The sequence below is a fragment of the Pantoea sp. CTOTU46764 genome, from assembly GCF_031974595.1.
Lineage (GTDB): Bacteria > Pseudomonadota > Gammaproteobacteria > Enterobacterales > Enterobacteriaceae > Pantoea > Pantoea trifolii.
This window is the reverse complement of record NZ_DALYOQ010000039.1, coordinates 1-16,133: the sequence shown is the minus strand read 5'-3', so window position 1 is coordinate 16,133 and position 16,133 is coordinate 1. Positions and strand designations below refer to the sequence as shown.

Genomic DNA, 16,133 nt, shown 5'->3' with positions numbered 1-16,133 from the left:
CCAGCCCTGCGGATCGTTGGGATTAGCACCCGGCGTCAGGCTTAGCGCCTGCGTATCGCCCTGCCACATCACTTTAGTGATTGGGTTGGTGCTGCGGATCTGCAGTTTCAGCGGCAAACTTTCTCCGCCATTCAGCTGCCACGGCGGCGTGGCGAGAAATACCGACAGCGTTTTACGCTGGCGATATTCCAGCACCGGCGTATAGCTGCGCGTCACGTTATCGTAACGACTGCCGCGCAGCGAGTGCGCCGCCGCGACATTATCCGGACTCAGTTGCTGGCTGAGCGCCACGCCAAAGCGGTAGTTGAGACGCAAGCCGAGTTGATCCTGGCTCTCACCGCTGTCGCTGGTTTTGTGGCTGGCGGATAAGGTCACCAGCGGCACTGGCGTATAAGTGACACCAAAGGTCAATGCCGACGGATTGTGGTAGCGATTGCCGGAGCTAAACAGATCGACGTTATCGCCAAGATATTGCTGCCAGCTCACCGATGCACCGAGCTGGCGATACTGCGGCAAATAGCCCTGGGTGGTGAAATCGTAGCCGCGCGCCATTCGCTGCTGCTGGAAGGGATTGCGATCCTGCCAGCCTGAGAGCGGCGTGTAGTAGTTGGCGGAGAAGCGCAGATAATCCCCCCACGCTTCGGTACCCAGCGAAGCGCGCTGTAGGCCGCTGCTGAACATGCGGTCAACAAAGCCGTTATAGCCCAGTTGCCATTTGCCCGCCATCCAGCGCTGACCAAGACCCACATTGCCCACCAGCCCATCATCGGTTTGATGCAAACCCACCTGACTGAAGGTCAGGTAGCGATAGTTATCCGCCCACGGTGTCAGCAGCGAAGCACCGCTGCCGTTAAAGTTGCCATCGATGTCCACGTTAAAGTCGATCTGCGCGTTGCCATACGGCGACAGCAATGATTGACCTTCATTGACCAGTCGATTTCCCACTTCATCGCGGAAATGATTAAAGGCCCACAGACCGGCCTGTTGGCTTAACGAATTGTCGTCGGTGCTGTTCTGGCTGGCTTCGCCAATGCTTTTGGCAATGGTCGCCAGCTTTTTGTTAAACGCTTCAGTTTCGTCCTGATAGCCCAACGCGGGCAATTGATCGGCCATTTTCTGGAAACGTGTGGGATCGCTAAACGGCGCATCGGCGAGTTTAGTGTCAGAAATCAACGCCAGCGCAGGCGCGGATGCAGCAAGTAATGAAAAACCAGAGAGATATCGCACGCTTTTGAGTGATAACAAAGTAGATAACATAGCTAAAAATAGGGTTCGACCCAGTTCAGAATTTGAGGTGGCTCACAAAAGTGCATAAGTCTACCCTAGCATATTCTGATGCAAGTGCCGGAAATGTCTGGTTTCGATTAAGACAATGATGCGTACTTTCGGATTTGTAGGGTGCCCATTCATGGGCACCCGGAAGCCAGGTCGCCATAAATGGCGCCCCTACGAATGCGGCAATTGTTTTGTAGGGTGCCCATTAATGGGCACCTGGAAGTTAGGTCGCCGTAAATGGCGCCCCTACGGAGAGCTATCAGGAGAAGATTAAACCGCCATCCACATTGATGGTCTGCCCGGTGATATAGCGTGCATCGTCAGAAGCGAGGAAAGCCACCAACCCGGCGACATCTTCCGGCTGTCCCGCGCGCTTAAGCGGGATATTTTCTACCCACTCCGCCATTAATTCGCCTTTGCCATACTGCTTTTTATCGCTGCTGAGGATCTCGCCCCACACGCGGTCGTTGTAGTCCCACATTTCGCTCTCAATAATGCCAGGACAGAAGGCATTCACCGTGATATGCCACGGCGCCAGCTCCAGCGCCAGGCTTTGGGTAATCCCAATCACGCCCATCTTGCTGGCGGCATAGTGCGGAGTATAAATGAAGCCCTGACGTCCCTGGCCGGACGAAGTGTTAATCAGGCTGCCGCTGCCCTGCTTGACCATATATTTCGCCGCTTCCCGACAGCACAACCACACGCCCGTGGTGTTCACCGCAAGGATCTTCTCGAAGTCGCTTTTCGGCATCGAGTCGAAGCGATCGATGGTGATGACGCCTGCATTTTGAATCGACACATCAATGCTGCCAAAGCGTTCAGCCGCCTGTTGATAGAGCTGCTGAACCTCTGTTTCGTCGGTCACATCAGCCTGCAGCGCCAGAATCTCATTACCAAACTGTTGCTCAATGGCCTGCGCAGTGCTGAAAACCCGTTCCGAATTCGACACCATCACCAATCGCGCGCCGTCGCGGGCAAAGCGCGCCGCAATGCCCGCGCCAATGCCGCGGCATGCGCCGGTAATCACCACTGTTTTGCCACCAAAATCGCGTGTCATATTGCCTCCTGTTATCCATGTGTCGCTTCAGGCAGGGCGGCCGATTGCTGCTTTTTTTCATGTCTGCGCAGCAGCACCACCTTACTTTGTAATTTTTGCTGGAACTGGTCGATCACCACCGCAGTAACAATTACCAGACCTTTAATCACCATCTGCCAGAAATCGCTGACGCCCATCATCACCATGCCATCGGCAAGGAACACGATGACAAAGGCACCGATAATCGAGCCCGATACGCGACCGCGGCCGCCCGCCAGCGCCGTGCCACCCAGCACCGTGGCACCGATGGCGTCCATCTCAAACATGTTGCCGGTCATCGGGTGCGCGGTTTGCAGCTGCGACGCCACAATCAAACCGACCAGCGCGGCGCACAAACCGGAAAAGGCATAGACAAACACTTTGACTTTGATAATCGGCACACCCGCCAGGCGCGCCGCCGATTCGTTGCCGCCGGTGGCGTAGATGTATCGACCGAGCGGCGTTTTACGTGTCAGATACAAACCCAGCAGCAGGAAGCCGAGCATCATCCATATCGGGATATACACGCCCAGCACCGAACCGGAACCCAGCAAGGCGAAGCCGGTATTGCCGAGCGCTGGCGTGCCGACGAGGTTGGCGTAGGTGCTGCCATCGTTGAACAGCAGCGCCGCGCCGCGTGCCACATACATCATGCCGAGCGTACAGATAAAGGGCGCGACGCCGAGTCGCGTGACCACCGCACCATTAATCAATCCCAGTGCCACGCCGAACAGCGCCACCACCAGAATCACCTCGGGCACGTTGAAGAACAGCACGTTACCGCCCCACAGCGGAACGCCGTTGGTGAGCAGCGCACCCGCCACCATGCCGCATATGCCCGCCACCGCGCCCACGGAGAGATCGATGCCGCCGGTCAAAATCACCAGCGTCATGCCGATCGCCAGCAAGCCGGTGATCGCCACATGCTGCGTCATGATCAGCAGGTTGGAGGTGGTCAGGAAGTTAGGCACCATAAAGCTGAAGAAACTCACTACGATTAATAAAGCAATAAAGGTGCGCGCCTTAAGCAGGTACATGTAGATCAGGTATTTTTGATTCATCGTTTTACTCTCCAGCAGGCTCAATCATGCGGCGTTGAGGCGCTAATCAGGGCTTCGCGCGTGGCCGCCGCGCGCGGTAAATCGGCGGTGATACGACCATCCGCCATCACCAGAATGCGGTCAGCCAGCGCCATCACTTCATCCAGCTCGGACGAGGAGAACATCACTGCCAATCCCTGTTGCGCCAGGTTGCCAATCAGGTGATAGACGTCGGTTTTGGCGCCCACATCGATGCCGCGCGTCGGCTCATCCAGCAGCACCACCTGCGGCCCGGTCATCAGAGCTTTGCCCAGCACCACTTTTTGCTGATTGCCACCGCTTAGGGAGGTGATCGGCAATTCGGCATCGCTGACTTTGATGGCGAGATGGCCAATCATTTCATCAACGCGGTGCTTTTCTTTGTGCGGATTGAGCATGCGCCAGCAGCGGCGGAAGCCGCGCAGGCTGAGATCGCTGAGCGTCATGTTGGCGGTGATCGACATCAGCTGCACCACGCCTTCGGTTTGACGATCTTCCGGCACCAGCGCGATGCCTTTTTTCAGTCGCTGCTGGAAGCCCCGCTTCTCCAGCGCTTCGCCGTTCAGACTGACGCTGCCCGACTGACAGTGCATCATGCCGATTAGCCCTTTGAACAACTCGGTGCGTCCCGCGCCCAGCAAGCCGTAGATGCCAATCACTTCGCCCTTGCGCAGCGAGAAAGAGACATCATTGAGCTTAAAGCCGCCGTTTTGATGAAGCGCGGTGAGCCCGCTGACGCTGAGTACCGTTTCGCCCTGGGGTGCTGGTTGGTAATCAAAGTGTTTCTTTTTGTCGCCCACCATCTGCTCAATGATCCACGGAATTGAGGCGTCGCGCACTTCGCGCTCGCTGATAAAGCGTCCGTCGCGGAAGATGGTGATGTGATCGCCAATCTCCATCAGCTCCTCTAACCGATGTGAGATATAGATGATGGTGACGCCGCGCCGTTTGAGCTGCTCAATAACGTTGAACAGCACCTTCACTTCTGACTGGCTGAGCGCGCTGGTCGGTTCATCCATGATCAGCACGCGCGTGTCCTTTGACAGCGCGCGGGCGATTTCCACCAGCTGCTGATGGCCGATACCCAGTTCAGCCAGCGGCGCGTAAGGATCGACATCCAGTTCCAGCCGTTCCAGCAGCGCTTTGGCCAGTGAATATTGGTACTTCTCGTTAATCACACCGCGCTGGAAAAACTCATTGGCCATGAAGATGTTGTCCATCACGTTCATGTTGGGAAACAGGTTCAGCTCCTGAAAGATAATGCTGATGCCCAGTTTTTCCGCCTGATGTGTGGAACTCAGCGACACGGCTGCGCCGTCCAGCAGAATCTCGCCCGATGAGGGGATCTCCACGCCCGCCAGCATTTTCATCATGGTGGATTTGCCCGCGCCGTTTTCGCCAATCAGCACGTTCACTTTGTTGCGATAAACGCGGTAATTGACCTGATCCAGCGCGGTGACGCCGGGATAGATGCGCGACACGTTGCGGGTTTCAATAATCACGTCATGTTGAGGCTGTTGCATATCCGCTCCTTACTGACGTGAAATCGCCGCAGGTGTCACATTGGGCACCTGCTCCGGCGTATCAAAGCTGCTAAACACGCCAGCAAGCTGCACTTTGTCACCCACTTTGGGCTTGAAAGCACTCATCATGTTCGCCGCCTGCTGATTAATCGCGCGACTGTAGTCGCCGAACAGCACCTGATCGTTAAAGTCCTGATAGCTGGCACCTTTGTAGGCATCGCGTAACACCGTACCGGGAAAAATCGGGCCAACCTGCACGATGATGTTGTCACCGGACACATCCTTCACCGTCATCCGGCCATTGCGCGACGTGGTGTTGACGGCGGTGACTTCGCCGCTGACGCTGACACTGAAGACACACGGGTTCTCTTCCTGACTGCGATAGCCGTAGGTTTTGCAGGCGCTATCAAAATCTTTGGCGGACTTCAGCGCATTCAACAACTCAGCCACCGGCTTCGCATCATGTTGAATCTGCGGCACCAGCTTCTGTTGCCACGTTTGGGCAATATTGCCCATTTTGGCATTGGGAGGATTTTTCAGGTCGGCCAGCTCCTGCTGCGACACAATGCGGCAACCGCTAAGGATCACGACAGGAAGCAGTAACCAGAGTCGTCTGTGCATCACATTCTCCTGGGCGCCCGTTAGACGGGCGCCCCGCATTGATTACGACTTGAAGTTAAAGTCCTGCACGCCTTTAGCGTTGTCTGGCGTGATGAGAATGCCGCGGAACATCACGCGCTGTTTCTCAGGCTTGGTGCCTTTCTGAATAAAGTTGTCGAGGTCGGTCACGCCCTGCGCGGCGATGGCTTGCGCCTGCAGCATCACCGTGGCTTTCAGGTCGCCTTTTTCCACCGCGTCACGTTCATCATTACTGCCGTCAATGCCGACCACGATGACGTCGTTCCGGCCCGCCGCTTTTAGTGCCGCAATCGCGCCCAGCGCTACAGGACCATTACCGCAGATCACCCCTTTTACATCGGGATGCGCCTGCAGAATGCTGTCCATGATGCGTTTGCCGTCAATCAGCGTGCCTTTGGCATCCTGACGCGCCACGCTTTTCATGTCGGAATATTGGTCGAGTACCTGATGGAAGGATTTGGAGCGCGTCACGCAGTTGTTGTCGGCGAGGTTACAGGTGAGTTCCGCGTAGCTGCCCTTTTCACCCATCTTCTCAACAAACACGTTGGCCACGTCAGATCCGGCCTGGAAGTTGTTGTGGGTGATCTGCGCCAGCGCCACATCATCTACCGGGATTTCACGGTTAATCAGCACCACCGGAATACCGGCATCTTTGGCTTTTTTGATGGCGGCCACGCTGGCGGTGGAGTCGGCGTTATCCAGCACGATGCCCTGCACCTTTTTGCCAATAGCGGCATCAATCAGTTCACTTTGTTTTTTCACATCTTCGCCATGCGACAGCACGCTGGTTTTATAGCCCAGCTGCTGCGCTTTGAGGTTGGCACCTTTGGCTTCGGAGGCGTAATACGGGTTATCCAGCGAGTTCACCAGAATCATGATGGTGCCTTTATCGGCAGCGAAACTGGCTTGGGAGATCAGGCAACTGGCAATTGCAGTTAACAGCAGGGTACGTTTTTTCATGGTGAGGTTCTCTCATTGTTATATTGGGTCACGCAGGTCAGCCGTTCTGGTGTTGGCGCGGCTTACCAGATGGTAAAGCCACCGTCGATCATTAAATCTGCGCCGGTGATCATGTCGCTGCCGTTGCTGGCGAAGAACAGCACCGCGGCGGCGATTTCGTCGGTATAGGCAAAGCGTCCGAGGGGGATCAGCTTTTTCATCTGCTCGCCCTTCTCGCCGCGCCAGGCTTTTTCACCCATCGGCGTCAGCACCACGGTGGGCGATAAGGTATTAACGTTTATTCGATAGGGAGCGAACTCTTTAGCCATCACTTTGGTCATGCCGAGCAGACCGGCTTTGGCTGAGGTGTAGGCAACGTGGTTATCGATAGCGATAGAAGCGGCCTGCGAGGCGATATTGATGATTTTGCCGCCGTTACCGGCGCGCACCATGCGTTTACCGGCCGCCTGCGAGCAGAGGAAAGGTCCGGTAAGATTGACGTCGATCTGCTTTTGCCACTCGGCAAAATCGGTTTCTAACACCGGTTGCAACATCACGTAGCCCGCGCAGTTCACCAGGATATCGATCTTGCCGTAATGCTGTTCGACATCATCAAATGCCGCTTCAACCGAGGCGGGATCGGTCACGTCGCAGCACACCAGCAACACGCGATCGGCAGCAAACTGATCCTGCACGCCCGCCACTTTGTCGCTTTCGAAGGGCGGATAGAGCAGCGCCAGCCGTGCGCCCTTCTCCAGCAGCATGGCGTTACTGGCCATCGCAATCCCGCCCAGCCCGCCGGTGACCACCGCCACTTTACCGGTTAAATCCTGCTCAATGTTCACGCCGTAGCGCAGGTTAACGTCATATTCCCCACTCATCGTCTCTCTCCATAATGGTGTACGGCGGCTCTGCTTACGGCTGGCCGGGTTATCGTTTTAGTAAATATCATTTTCGAACAAAAATATAAGCTATCGTTTAATAACGGTTTGTGGAGGAGATCAAATTTCATACAAATCGCAGCAAGAAAAATTATCCCCATGATTTTATTAACTTTGCGTAAATGACTAAATTTATGACATGGAGAGCCCAGCTAGTGGCTTTCTGCGAAATCAATCGCATAGCAGATGATGATTTTCATTCGAAAACCAGTGATTCTGGAAGCTGCCTCGCAAATGCCCAAAACGCAGAGTAAAATCAGCTCGGGTTTCCTTATTGGCGAAACCAGACCGTGATTGGAAAGAGGGAGCATTTCGATTGAAAAGCAAAACTGAGCAGCTGGCTGATATGCAGCAGCGCCGTGAGAAGATTCTGGAGATGATCCGCGAAGACGGCACCGTCACGGTTAAAGCGTTGACCGACACCTTCGGCTTGACCGAAGCCACTATTCGCACCGACCTGCGCATGTTGCAGCAAGAGGGTCACGTGCAGCGTTATCACGGCGGTGCCACCTTGATGACCGGCAAGCAGAATACCGGCGCGATGCTGCTGGAGCGTCAGACGCATCTTGAAGAAAAACAGGCGATTGGCCGACTTGCCGCGCAGCATGTAGAGAATGGCGACACGGTGATTTTCGATTCCGGTACCACCACCACGGCGATTGCCGAGGCGATTAGCCATATTCGTCGGTTATCGGTGATTACCACGGCGGTGAATATCGCGCTGAAGCTGGGCGGCGAGCCGGGCATTAATATTTTGCTGACCGGCGGGACGTTCAAGTTCCCGACGCTTTCGACTTCGGGCGAGAAAGCCGCTTCGTTTTTCGAAAACGTGCTGGCGGAAAAGTTGTTTCTTGCCACGGCCTGTATCTCGCCGCGTCTGGGTTTGAGCTTTCCCAGTGAGACCGATATCAAGGTGAAAATGGCGATGATCAACTCAGCCAACACCGTGTACGTGGTGGCGGATTCCAGCAAGATCGATAAGGTGTCGATGTTCGCGCTGCCGTGCGACTGGAGCCATATTCACTATCTGATTACCGACAGCGGCATTTCTCCGGCGCAGGTTGCGGCGTTTGAGGCGTTAGGCGTGGAAGTGTTGGTGGCGCAATTGGCGTTGGCGCAGAAGCGCGCGGTGTAGGTACGGTACGCGCTGTCCCTCACCCCGGCCCTCTCCCGCAAGCGGGCGAGGGAGACGCTGCCATATGCAGGCTCGATCGGTTCCCTCTCCCACGTGTGGGAGAGGGTTAAGGTGAGGGCAAACGTCTTTAAAACCCTAAGCTATCCAGCAGGTCATCAACCTGATCCTGGTTCGCCACCACGCCAGGTGCATTGGCGTGGATCTGCGGACCGTTCAGCAGGCTGTTGCCCTCTTTACGCGCCGCGGCGTTGGCTTCTGGCATATTCTCCAGCAGCACCATCAACAGCTGACGCTCGATCTCCTGGATCACATCCATCATGCGCTTGATCACCTGACCGGTCAGGTCCTGGAAATCCTGCGCCATCATGATTTCGAGCAACTGCTTATTGGTGTACGACGTGTGTCCCGGAACGTCAGTCAGGAACTGGCGCGTATCCGAAACCAACTCGCGCGCATCAGTCAGTTCAATCGGATTTTCAAACCACGCATCCCAACGGCCTTTCAGCTGGTTAGCGCCGGCTTCCATTTGGTCCTGGTGTGGCTGCGCTGCATCAACGCAGTTCAACGCACGTTCTGCCGCTTGCGCCGTCATTTGCACAACATAATCCAGACGATCGCGCGCGTCAGGAATGGCTTCCGCCGCTTCAGCAATCGCCTGGTCTAACCCCAGCTCACGCAGACTGTCACGCAACATGCGCGTCAGTGAGCCGATGCGGGTAATAATGTCGTGTGCCGAGGCTTCTTCGGTTGATTTCGGAAGGTCGCTCATCACATCTCCTTACATACCCAGTTTTTCGAATATTTTGCCTAACTTCTCTTCCAGCGTGGCCGCCGTGAACGGTTTCACCACGTAGCCGCTGGCGCCCGCCTGCGCGGCCGCGATGATGTTCTCTTTCTTCGCTTCCGCGGTCACCATCAGCACCGGCAGTTTGTTCAGCGTGGCGTCAGCGCGGATGGTTTGCAGCAGTTCCAGACCGTCCATGTTCGGCATGTTCCAGTCGGAAACCACGAAATCAAAGCCGCCGGCACGCAGTTTGGTCAGGGCATCGACGCCGTCTTCTGCTTCTTCGACGTTATTGAATCCAAGCTCTTTCAGCAGGTTACGGACGATACGACGCATCGTATTGAAGTCATCCCCCACCAAAAAGCGCATATTTTTATCAGCCATATCTACTCCCGTGTTGTCTCGTCCAGCAGGACGGGCTCGTTAAATTCGCAATGCCTGTCCGGCGCTAATTTTCGCCAGCATGTGCTGACTGATGTGGCCTAAATCGACCACTTCACTGGTGCCGCCCATCGCAATCGCTTCGCGCGGCATACCAAATACCACGCAGCTGGCTTCATCCTGCGCGATGGTCCAGGCGCCCGCGCGATGCATTTCCAGCATCCCGGCCGCACCGTCGTTTCCCATCCCGGTCAGGATTACACCCACCGCATTTCGTCCTGCGTGCACCGCCACCGAACGGAACAGCACATCCACCGATGGCTTGTGTCGATTCACTGGCGGACCATCATTCAGTTTCACTACATAGTTGGCACCGCTACGGCCCAGCTCCATGTGCATGGCGCCCGGCGCAATATAGGCGTGGCCTGGCAAAATACGCTCGCCGTCTTCCGCCTCTTTCACGGTGATCTGGCACAGCTTGTTCAGACGCTCGGCAAACGAGCGGGTAAAGCCAGGCGGCATATGTTGAGTAATCAGCAGCGCCGGGCTGGTCGCTGGCAGCGGCTGCAGCACATGGCGAATCGCCTCGGTACCGCCGGTAGAAGAGCCGATGGCGATCAGCTTTTCACTGCTCAGCAGCGGGCCCGCTTTCAGCGTCACCGGCATCGGCGTGGAGGCACGCACATGCAGCTTGGCGCGTGCGGCGGCACGGATCTTATCGGCAATCATCTGGCTGTAAGCCAGCATGCCTTCGCGAATACCGAGCTGCGGCTTGGTGACGAAATCCACCGCACCCAGCTCCAGCGCGCGCAGCGTTACTTCTGAACCTTTACCGGTCAGCGAGGAGACCATCACCACCGGCATCGGACGCAGGCGCATCAGCTTCTCGAGAAAATCGAGGCCATCCATACGCGGCATCTCGACATCCAGCGTCAACACCTGCGGGTTGTACTGTTTGATTAAATCCCGCGCCACCAGCGGATCTGGCGCACTCGCGACCATCTCCATATCGGGATGGCTGTTGATGATCTCGGTCATCAACTGTCGCATTAGCGCAGAGTCATCCACGCACATCACGGTGATTTTGCTCATCGTCTTTCCTTGCTCAGTCCATAGACTGTCTGTCCACGCAGCCAGAACTCTTTGCTGATCTGACTAAAGTTCTCGGAATGCCCGGCAAACAGCAGACCACCGGGTTTCAGCAGGGGCACAAAACGGCGCAGAATCTGTTCCTGCGTCTCTTTATCGAAATAGATCATCACGTTGCGACAGAAAATTGCGTCGAACGGACCCGGCAACGCCCAGTCGTGTGCCAGTAAATTCAGTTGCGTATAGTTCACCATGTTGGCGAGGTCGGAACGCACGCGCACCATGCCTTCGTGCGGACCGGTGCCGCGCAGGAAAAAGCGCTGCAGCTGTGACTGCGATAGCGTGCGTAGCTCTTCCTGGCGATACACGCCCGCCACGGCTTTCTCTAATACTTGCGTGTCGATATCGCTGGCATGGACCTGGAATTTACCCGGACCGGTGCCCAGCGTTTCCGCCAGCGTCATGGCGATGGAGTACGGCTCTTCGCCGGTTGAGGCGGCGGTGCTCCAGACGCTGTAATTACCCGTGCGCTTACGCGCATGATCCGCGAGGATCGGGAAGTGATGCGCCTCGCGGAAGAAAGAGGTCAGGTTGGTGGTCAGCGCGTTAATAAACGCCTGCCACTCCGCACTGTTTTGGTCCTGCTCCAGCAGCGCCAGGTAGCGGCCAAAGTCATCAATATTCAGCATGCGCAGACGACGCACTAAACGGTTGTAGACCATCTCGCGTTTGTGGTCGGCCAGCACAATGCCCGCGCGCTGATAGATCAGCTGGCTAATGCGACGAAAATGCGTATCTGAGAGCGGTAAGCGCTGCACCATTTGCGAGAGCAGCGTGGTCGCTTCACTTTGATCCAATAACGTCGATTTTTTCATTTCAGGTCACCCGGCAACAAACTGTTTAAATTGTGATACTGCGGTTGCTACTGTGCTGCCAGTCGCGCCATTCTTATGGGCCGCCTTGCGGCGGCCACAAGGATTAAAAGGTTTCCCAGTTATCGTCAGTGCTACGTGCGCCTGCCGGTGCCAGTGCTTTTGGCGTGCCGGAACGCAAATTTTTTGCCGCTGTAGATACGTTAACGGCCTGAACGACAAATTCTTTACCGATATTGAACACCGCAACCGACTGTTTCAGTCTGCTGGCCTGATCTTCCAGCGCCGCTGCCGCAGTTGCCGACTCTTCGACCAGCGCGGCGTTCTGCTGCGTCACGCGATCCATCTCGTTCACCGCCAGACCGACCTGATCGATACCACGGCTCTGCTCGTCCGACGCCGAGGCGATTTCGCCCATGATGTCGGTGACGCGCGTAACCGCATTCACGATGTTGGTCATGGTTTCCCCGGCGCTCTCCACCAGCACAGAACCGGTGTTGACGCGGCTAACCGAATCTTCGATCAATCCTTTAATCTCTTTCGCCGCCTGCGCGCTGCGCTGTGCCAGACTGCGCACCTCGCCCGCTACCACAGCAAATCCACGTCCTTGCTCACCGGCGCGCGCCGCTTCTACCGCCGCGTTCAGTGCCAGGATGTTGGTCTGGAAGGCGATGCCATCGATCACGCTGATGATGTCAGCGATTTTCTTCGAACTGCCAGTAATCTCTTTCATGGTAGTGACCACGCCATCCACCACTTTGCCGCCCTGCTGCGCGGTTTCCGAGGCGGTGAGCGCCAGCTGCGACGCCTGACGGGCGTTTTCGGCGTTCTGCTTCACGGTGGCGGTCAACTGCTCCATGCTGGCAGCGGTCTCTTCCAGCGAAGCCGCTTGCTGCTCGGTACGCGAGGAGAGATCGTTGTTGCCCATGGCGATTTCGCTGGCACCGGTGTAGATGGCATCGGAACCGTCACGCACGGTACGCACCGTCCGCGCCAACTCTTGCTGCATCTCTTGCACCGAGGTGAGCAACTCGCCCATCTCGTTGCGCACCGTGATGTCGACCTGCTGCGTCAAATCGCCACGCGCAATGTGACGAATGTGCTCGATGCTCTGCTTCAGCGGACGGATCAGCACCGCACGCATGCCGCTCCACACCAGCGCAATCACCAGCAAGGTCACCAGCAGCGTGCCGACCACCAGCATGATGGACTTGGTATACGCCGCGTCATTTGCTTCAATGCCCTGATTGGCGAGCACAATGTTGTAGCTCAGCCACGCGTTGTAATCTTTGGCAAATTTGTCCTGGAATCCCTGCGTCGGCTGATCAACAAATCCTTTGAAATTTCCGCTACCGAGGAAATCGATCAACTCACCCAATGCACCCCGATAGGCGTTGTAGTTAGCCTGCAGCGTCAGCACGTTCTCGGCCTTTTTGCCCTTTTCAGACAGGTTGGCGTTAAATTCGGCAAAACCCTGATCGGCGTTCTTCAACTCCTCACTCGCCAGCGCCACCAGATCTTTCACGGTTGCGCCTGAGCCAGCCTGCTGACTGTCCAGCAGGTAACGGATCCCCGCACGGTTCAGCGTGTTACGCGCCTGAACCAGCGATACCCATGAGGTGCCCATCGCCCGCTGCAGCGTGCTAAGACGCTGGTTATAGGCAAAATTATCTTTATCGGCTTTGACCGTGGAGTAGAACACTCCACCGGAGAACAGCTGCAGTAAGGCAAACAGCGCCAGCACGCACAGCAGGCCGGATACAACACGAATACGACTAAACATAAACACCTCATTGGTTGGCGGAACGCCTCTGTTATCGGCGCTTAAAGAGGGATCTTTATGTGTGTTCGCAGGGGTTGGACCAGCTTGGCTAGTGCTCGCTGTCCCTCACCCCGGCCCTCTCCCGCAGGCGGGAGAGTGAGACGCTGCCATATGCAGGCTCGGACAGTTCCCTCTCCCACTTGTGGGAGAGGGTTAGGGTGAGGGACAAACGACTCAAAACTTAAAACGTCTCCCAATTACCGTCACTCACCGGCGCGGCAGCCGCTTTACGCGGTGTACTGATGGTGTGTCGGACAGACGTTGTTTTAACTGCCTGGGCGGCGCGCGCAATGCGGAACACCGAAACCGCCTGGCTCAGGCGGCTCGCCTGCTCTTCCAGTGACGCAGCAGCGGCGGCGGACTCTTCCACCAGCGAAGCGTTCTGCTGGGTGACGCGGTCCATCTCGGTTACCGCTTGTCCTACCTGATCGATACCCCGGCTCTGCTCATCCGATGCCGAGGCGATTTCGCCCATAATATCGGTGACGCGCGTGACGGCGCCGACGATATCATTCATGGTCTCTCCGGCAGTGCCAACCAGCTGCGAACCGTTGTTGACGCGGTTCACCGAGTCTTCGATCAAGCCTTTGATCTCTTTCGCCGCCTGCGCACTGCGCTGTGCCAGGTTACGCACTTCACCGGCTACCACAGCAAAACCACGACCCTGTTCACCGGCGCGCGCCGCTTCTACCGCCGCGTTCAGCGCCAGGATGTTGGTCTGGAAAGCGATGCCATCAATCACGCTGATAATATCGGCGATCTTCTTCGAACTGCCGGCGATATCTTGCATGGTACGCACCACGCCATCAACCACCTCGCCGCCCTTGCGTGCGGTGTCAGACGCGCTGAGCGCCAGCTGCGATGCCTGACGCGCATTTTCGGCATTCTGTTTCACAGTCGCGGTGAGCTGCTCCATGCTGGCCGCAGTCTGCTCCAGTGAGGCGGCCTGCTCTTCGGTACGCGCCGAAAGATCGTTATTCCCGGCGGCGATTTCGCTGGCGCCGGTGAAAATCGCATCAGAACCGTCACGCACATTGCCCACGGTGCTAACCAGTGACTGCTGCATCTCGTGCAGACTGCCGGCCAGCTGGCTCATTTCATTGCGCCCTTCCACCACGATATGTTGCGTGAGATCGCCCGCGGCGATATGACGAATATGCGCCAGCAGCTGATGCAGCGGCTGAATCAGCACGCTACGCAGGCCGAACCAGCAGCCGACGATCACCGCAATCACCACCAGTGCTACGGACGCCAGCAACCACATCATGGTCTGGAAGGCGCGCTGGTTTTGCGCCACGCCTTCTGCCGCTAATTTGCTTTGCTCAGTGCGCCACTCTTCGTAAGTGGCTTTCATCGCCACCTGTTTTGCTTCGATGTTCTGCGCAAACATGCCTTGCAGATCGTTGGCTTTCAGGCGTTCCAGCATCGCTTTCAAACCGTCGTTAAAGGCGGCGTAGTTTGCTTCCAGCTTATCGCGCAGCGCGTCCGGCAAGCCCGGCGTGGCCGGTAAGTCGTAGTAGCGTTGATAGTGGCCGGCAGCGATATTGAGCTGCTTTTCAGTTTGCGCAATTAACGCCGCCAGCTGGCCGCCATTGGCCTGCGCGGCCATGGTGCCCTGCATACGCAACATGGCGCGGTTGAGCACCGTGCGGGTTTGGTTCAGTTCAATCCAGGCATCGGACATTGCGCCGACGTTGTTGGAGGAGATCTGCGCTACCGCAAACGCCTCTTTATCTTTTTGTAAGGCGGACCAGAACAGGCCACCCGACAGTAATTGTAAAGCGCCAAACACCAGCAATACGGCGATGAGGCTGGTCACAACATTGATTCGTTTTAACATGGGTTCTCCAGGGATGCGTTTCAGCTTCCCCAGTTATCGACCGTTAATCTGAATATTTCAGGGTGCTTAAGCTACTTTACGAATTAAAACTCTGCGTTTGAGCAGGATTGCAGTGTTTTATAACTAAAGAAATTAACAGTAAAAAAAATGCGCCTTTTATCGGATGAGCGATAAAGGCGCATTGGGTATTGTGCGGGTTGTCCCTCACCCCGGCCCTCTCCCGCAGGCGGGAGAGGGAGACGCTGCCACATGCTGGCTCGGACAGTTCCCTCTCCCACGTGTGGGAGAGGGTTAGGGTGAGGGACCGACCACTCCGAAACTTAAAACGTCTCCCAGTTACCCTCCCCCGCTGCAGCGGTCACCGCTTTACGCGGTGTGCCCAGCGTCGGTGGTGCGATCTGCGGATGACGCATGCCAGCTCTGGCCTGCTGCTGCGCTTGCGCCGCGCGCGGTACGCGGAATACCGCCACTGACTGGCTCAGGCGGCTGGCCTGCTCTTCCAGCGAGGCCGCTGCCGCCGCTGACTCTTCCACCAGCGAGGCGTTCTGCTGCGTCACGCGATCCATCTCCGTTACCGCCTGACCGACCTGATCGATACCACGGCTCTGCTCATCCGACGCCGAGGCAATTTCGCCCATGATGTCAGTGACGCGCGTCACCGCATTAACGATATCGCTCATGGTTTCACCGGCGGTACCAACCAGTTCAGATCCGCTGTTCACACGTTGGACGGAATCTT

At 56.6% G+C, this 16,133-nt stretch carries 15 protein-coding genes; 1 reads left to right on the top strand and 14 read right to left on the bottom strand.

Features of this window, described 5'->3' with window-relative positions; translation table 11 throughout:
- The 7 genes from RTM06_RS13925 to RTM06_RS13895 form a co-directional block, all read right to left on the bottom strand.
- Positions 1-1,257, bottom strand: a 1,257-nt coding sequence (locus RTM06_RS13925; RefSeq protein ID WP_312182880.1) for a YchO/YchP family invasin, incomplete at its 3' end; no start/stop codon positions are given.
- A 277-nt stretch (positions 1,258-1,534) separates the two neighbouring features.
- Complete coding sequence (locus tag RTM06_RS13920; RefSeq protein ID WP_312182878.1) at positions 1,535-2,332, bottom strand: glucose 1-dehydrogenase; 798 nt, start codon at positions 2,330-2,332, stop codon at positions 1,535-1,537.
- Between the two features lie 11 nt (positions 2,333-2,343).
- A complete protein-coding gene (locus RTM06_RS13915; protein ID WP_154194790.1) occupies positions 2,344-3,411 on the bottom strand; it encodes an ABC transporter permease in 1,068 nt (355 codons plus the stop codon).
- 20 nt (positions 3,412-3,431) lie between these two features.
- A complete protein-coding gene (locus tag RTM06_RS13910; RefSeq protein ID WP_312182875.1) occupies positions 3,432-4,952 on the bottom strand; it encodes a sugar ABC transporter ATP-binding protein in 1,521 nt (506 codons plus the stop codon).
- 9 nt (positions 4,953-4,961) lie between these two features.
- Positions 4,962-5,573 carry a DUF2291 domain-containing protein gene (locus tag RTM06_RS13905; protein ID WP_312182873.1) on the bottom strand — a complete coding sequence of 204 codons (612 nt, stop codon included), beginning with the start codon at positions 5,571-5,573 and terminating at the stop codon, positions 4,962-4,964.
- A gap of 42 nt (positions 5,574-5,615) precedes the next feature.
- Entirely contained in the window at positions 5,616-6,551 is a 936-nt protein-coding gene (locus RTM06_RS13900; RefSeq protein WP_265296970.1) for a D-ribose ABC transporter substrate-binding protein, read from the bottom strand.
- Positions 6,552-6,613: 62 nt separating this feature from the next.
- Complete coding sequence (locus tag RTM06_RS13895) at positions 6,614-7,411, bottom strand: GolD/DthD family dehydrogenase (protein WP_312182870.1); 798 nt, start codon at positions 7,409-7,411, stop codon at positions 6,614-6,616.
- Positions 7,412-7,787: 376 nt separating this feature from the next.
- Here RTM06_RS13895 and RTM06_RS13890 point away from each other — a divergent pair, with 376 nt between their 5' ends.
- A complete protein-coding gene (locus tag RTM06_RS13890) occupies positions 7,788-8,606 on the top strand; it encodes a DeoR/GlpR family DNA-binding transcription regulator (RefSeq protein WP_256696291.1) in 819 nt (272 codons plus the stop codon).
- Positions 8,607-8,733: 127 nt separating this feature from the next.
- Here RTM06_RS13890 and cheZ read toward each other — a convergent pair whose 3' ends face one another.
- The 7 genes from cheZ to RTM06_RS13855 form a co-directional block, all read right to left on the bottom strand.
- Positions 8,734-9,375: a protein phosphatase CheZ gene (gene cheZ / locus RTM06_RS13885; RefSeq protein ID WP_008102872.1), complete on the bottom strand. Its 642-nt coding sequence runs from the start codon at positions 9,373-9,375 to the stop codon at positions 8,734-8,736.
- A 9-nt stretch (positions 9,376-9,384) separates the two neighbouring features.
- A complete protein-coding gene (gene cheY, locus RTM06_RS13880; protein ID WP_312182867.1) occupies positions 9,385-9,774 on the bottom strand; it encodes a chemotaxis response regulator CheY in 390 nt (129 codons plus the stop codon).
- Between the two features lie 39 nt (positions 9,775-9,813).
- Positions 9,814-10,863, bottom strand: a complete 1,050-nt coding sequence (locus RTM06_RS13875) for a chemotaxis response regulator protein-glutamate methylesterase (RefSeq protein ID WP_008102868.1) — start codon at positions 10,861-10,863, stop codon at positions 9,814-9,816.
- A complete protein-coding gene (cheR, locus tag RTM06_RS13870) occupies positions 10,860-11,735 on the bottom strand; it encodes a protein-glutamate O-methyltransferase CheR (protein WP_101764604.1) in 876 nt (291 codons plus the stop codon). The genes RTM06_RS13875 and cheR overlap by 4 nt, the downstream gene beginning before the upstream one ends.
- A gap of 103 nt (positions 11,736-11,838) precedes the next feature.
- Complete coding sequence (locus RTM06_RS13865) at positions 11,839-13,515, bottom strand: methyl-accepting chemotaxis protein (RefSeq protein ID WP_312182863.1); 1,677 nt, start codon at positions 13,513-13,515, stop codon at positions 11,839-11,841.
- A 220-nt stretch (positions 13,516-13,735) separates the two neighbouring features.
- Positions 13,736-15,394, bottom strand: a complete 1,659-nt coding sequence (locus RTM06_RS13860) for a methyl-accepting chemotaxis protein (protein ID WP_312182861.1) — start codon at positions 15,392-15,394, stop codon at positions 13,736-13,738.
- Positions 15,395-15,714: 320 nt separating this feature from the next.
- A partial coding sequence (locus RTM06_RS13855; RefSeq protein ID WP_312182859.1) for a methyl-accepting chemotaxis protein occupies positions 15,715-16,133 on the bottom strand: 419 nt, incomplete at its 5' end.

Coding starts and splice junctions, on each gene's coding strand:
- cheR (WP_101764604.1), bottom strand. CDS start 11,735: ATGAAAAAATCGACGTTATTGGATCAAAGTGAAGCGACCACGCTGCTC.
- RTM06_RS13875 (WP_008102868.1), bottom strand. CDS start 10,863: ATGAGCAAAATCACCGTGATGTGCGTGGATGACTCTGCGCTAATGCGA.
- RTM06_RS13920 (WP_312182878.1), bottom strand. CDS start 2,332: ATGACACGCGATTTTGGTGGCAAAACAGTGGTGATTACCGGCGCATGC.
- RTM06_RS13910 (WP_312182875.1), bottom strand. CDS start 4,952: ATGCAACAGCCTCAACATGACGTGATTATTGAAACCCGCAACGTGTCG.
- RTM06_RS13915 (WP_154194790.1), bottom strand. CDS start 3,411: ATGAATCAAAAATACCTGATCTACATGTACCTGCTTAAGGCGCGCACC.
- RTM06_RS13905 (WP_312182873.1), bottom strand. CDS start 5,573: ATGCACAGACGACTCTGGTTACTGCTTCCTGTCGTGATCCTTAGCGGT.
- RTM06_RS13900 (WP_265296970.1), bottom strand. CDS start 6,551: ATGAAAAAACGTACCCTGCTGTTAACTGCAATTGCCAGTTGCCTGATC.
- cheY (WP_312182867.1), bottom strand. CDS start 9,774: ATGGCTGATAAAAATATGCGCTTTTTGGTGGGGGATGACTTCAATACG.
- RTM06_RS13865 (WP_312182863.1), bottom strand. CDS start 13,515: ATGTTTAGTCGTATTCGTGTTGTATCCGGCCTGCTGTGCGTGCTGGCG.
- RTM06_RS13895 (WP_312182870.1), bottom strand. CDS start 7,411: ATGAGTGGGGAATATGACGTTAACCTGCGCTACGGCGTGAACATTGAG.
- cheZ (WP_008102872.1), bottom strand. CDS start 9,375: ATGAGCGACCTTCCGAAATCAACCGAAGAAGCCTCGGCACACGACATT.
- RTM06_RS13860 (WP_312182861.1), bottom strand. CDS start 15,394: ATGTTAAAACGAATCAATGTTGTGACCAGCCTCATCGCCGTATTGCTG.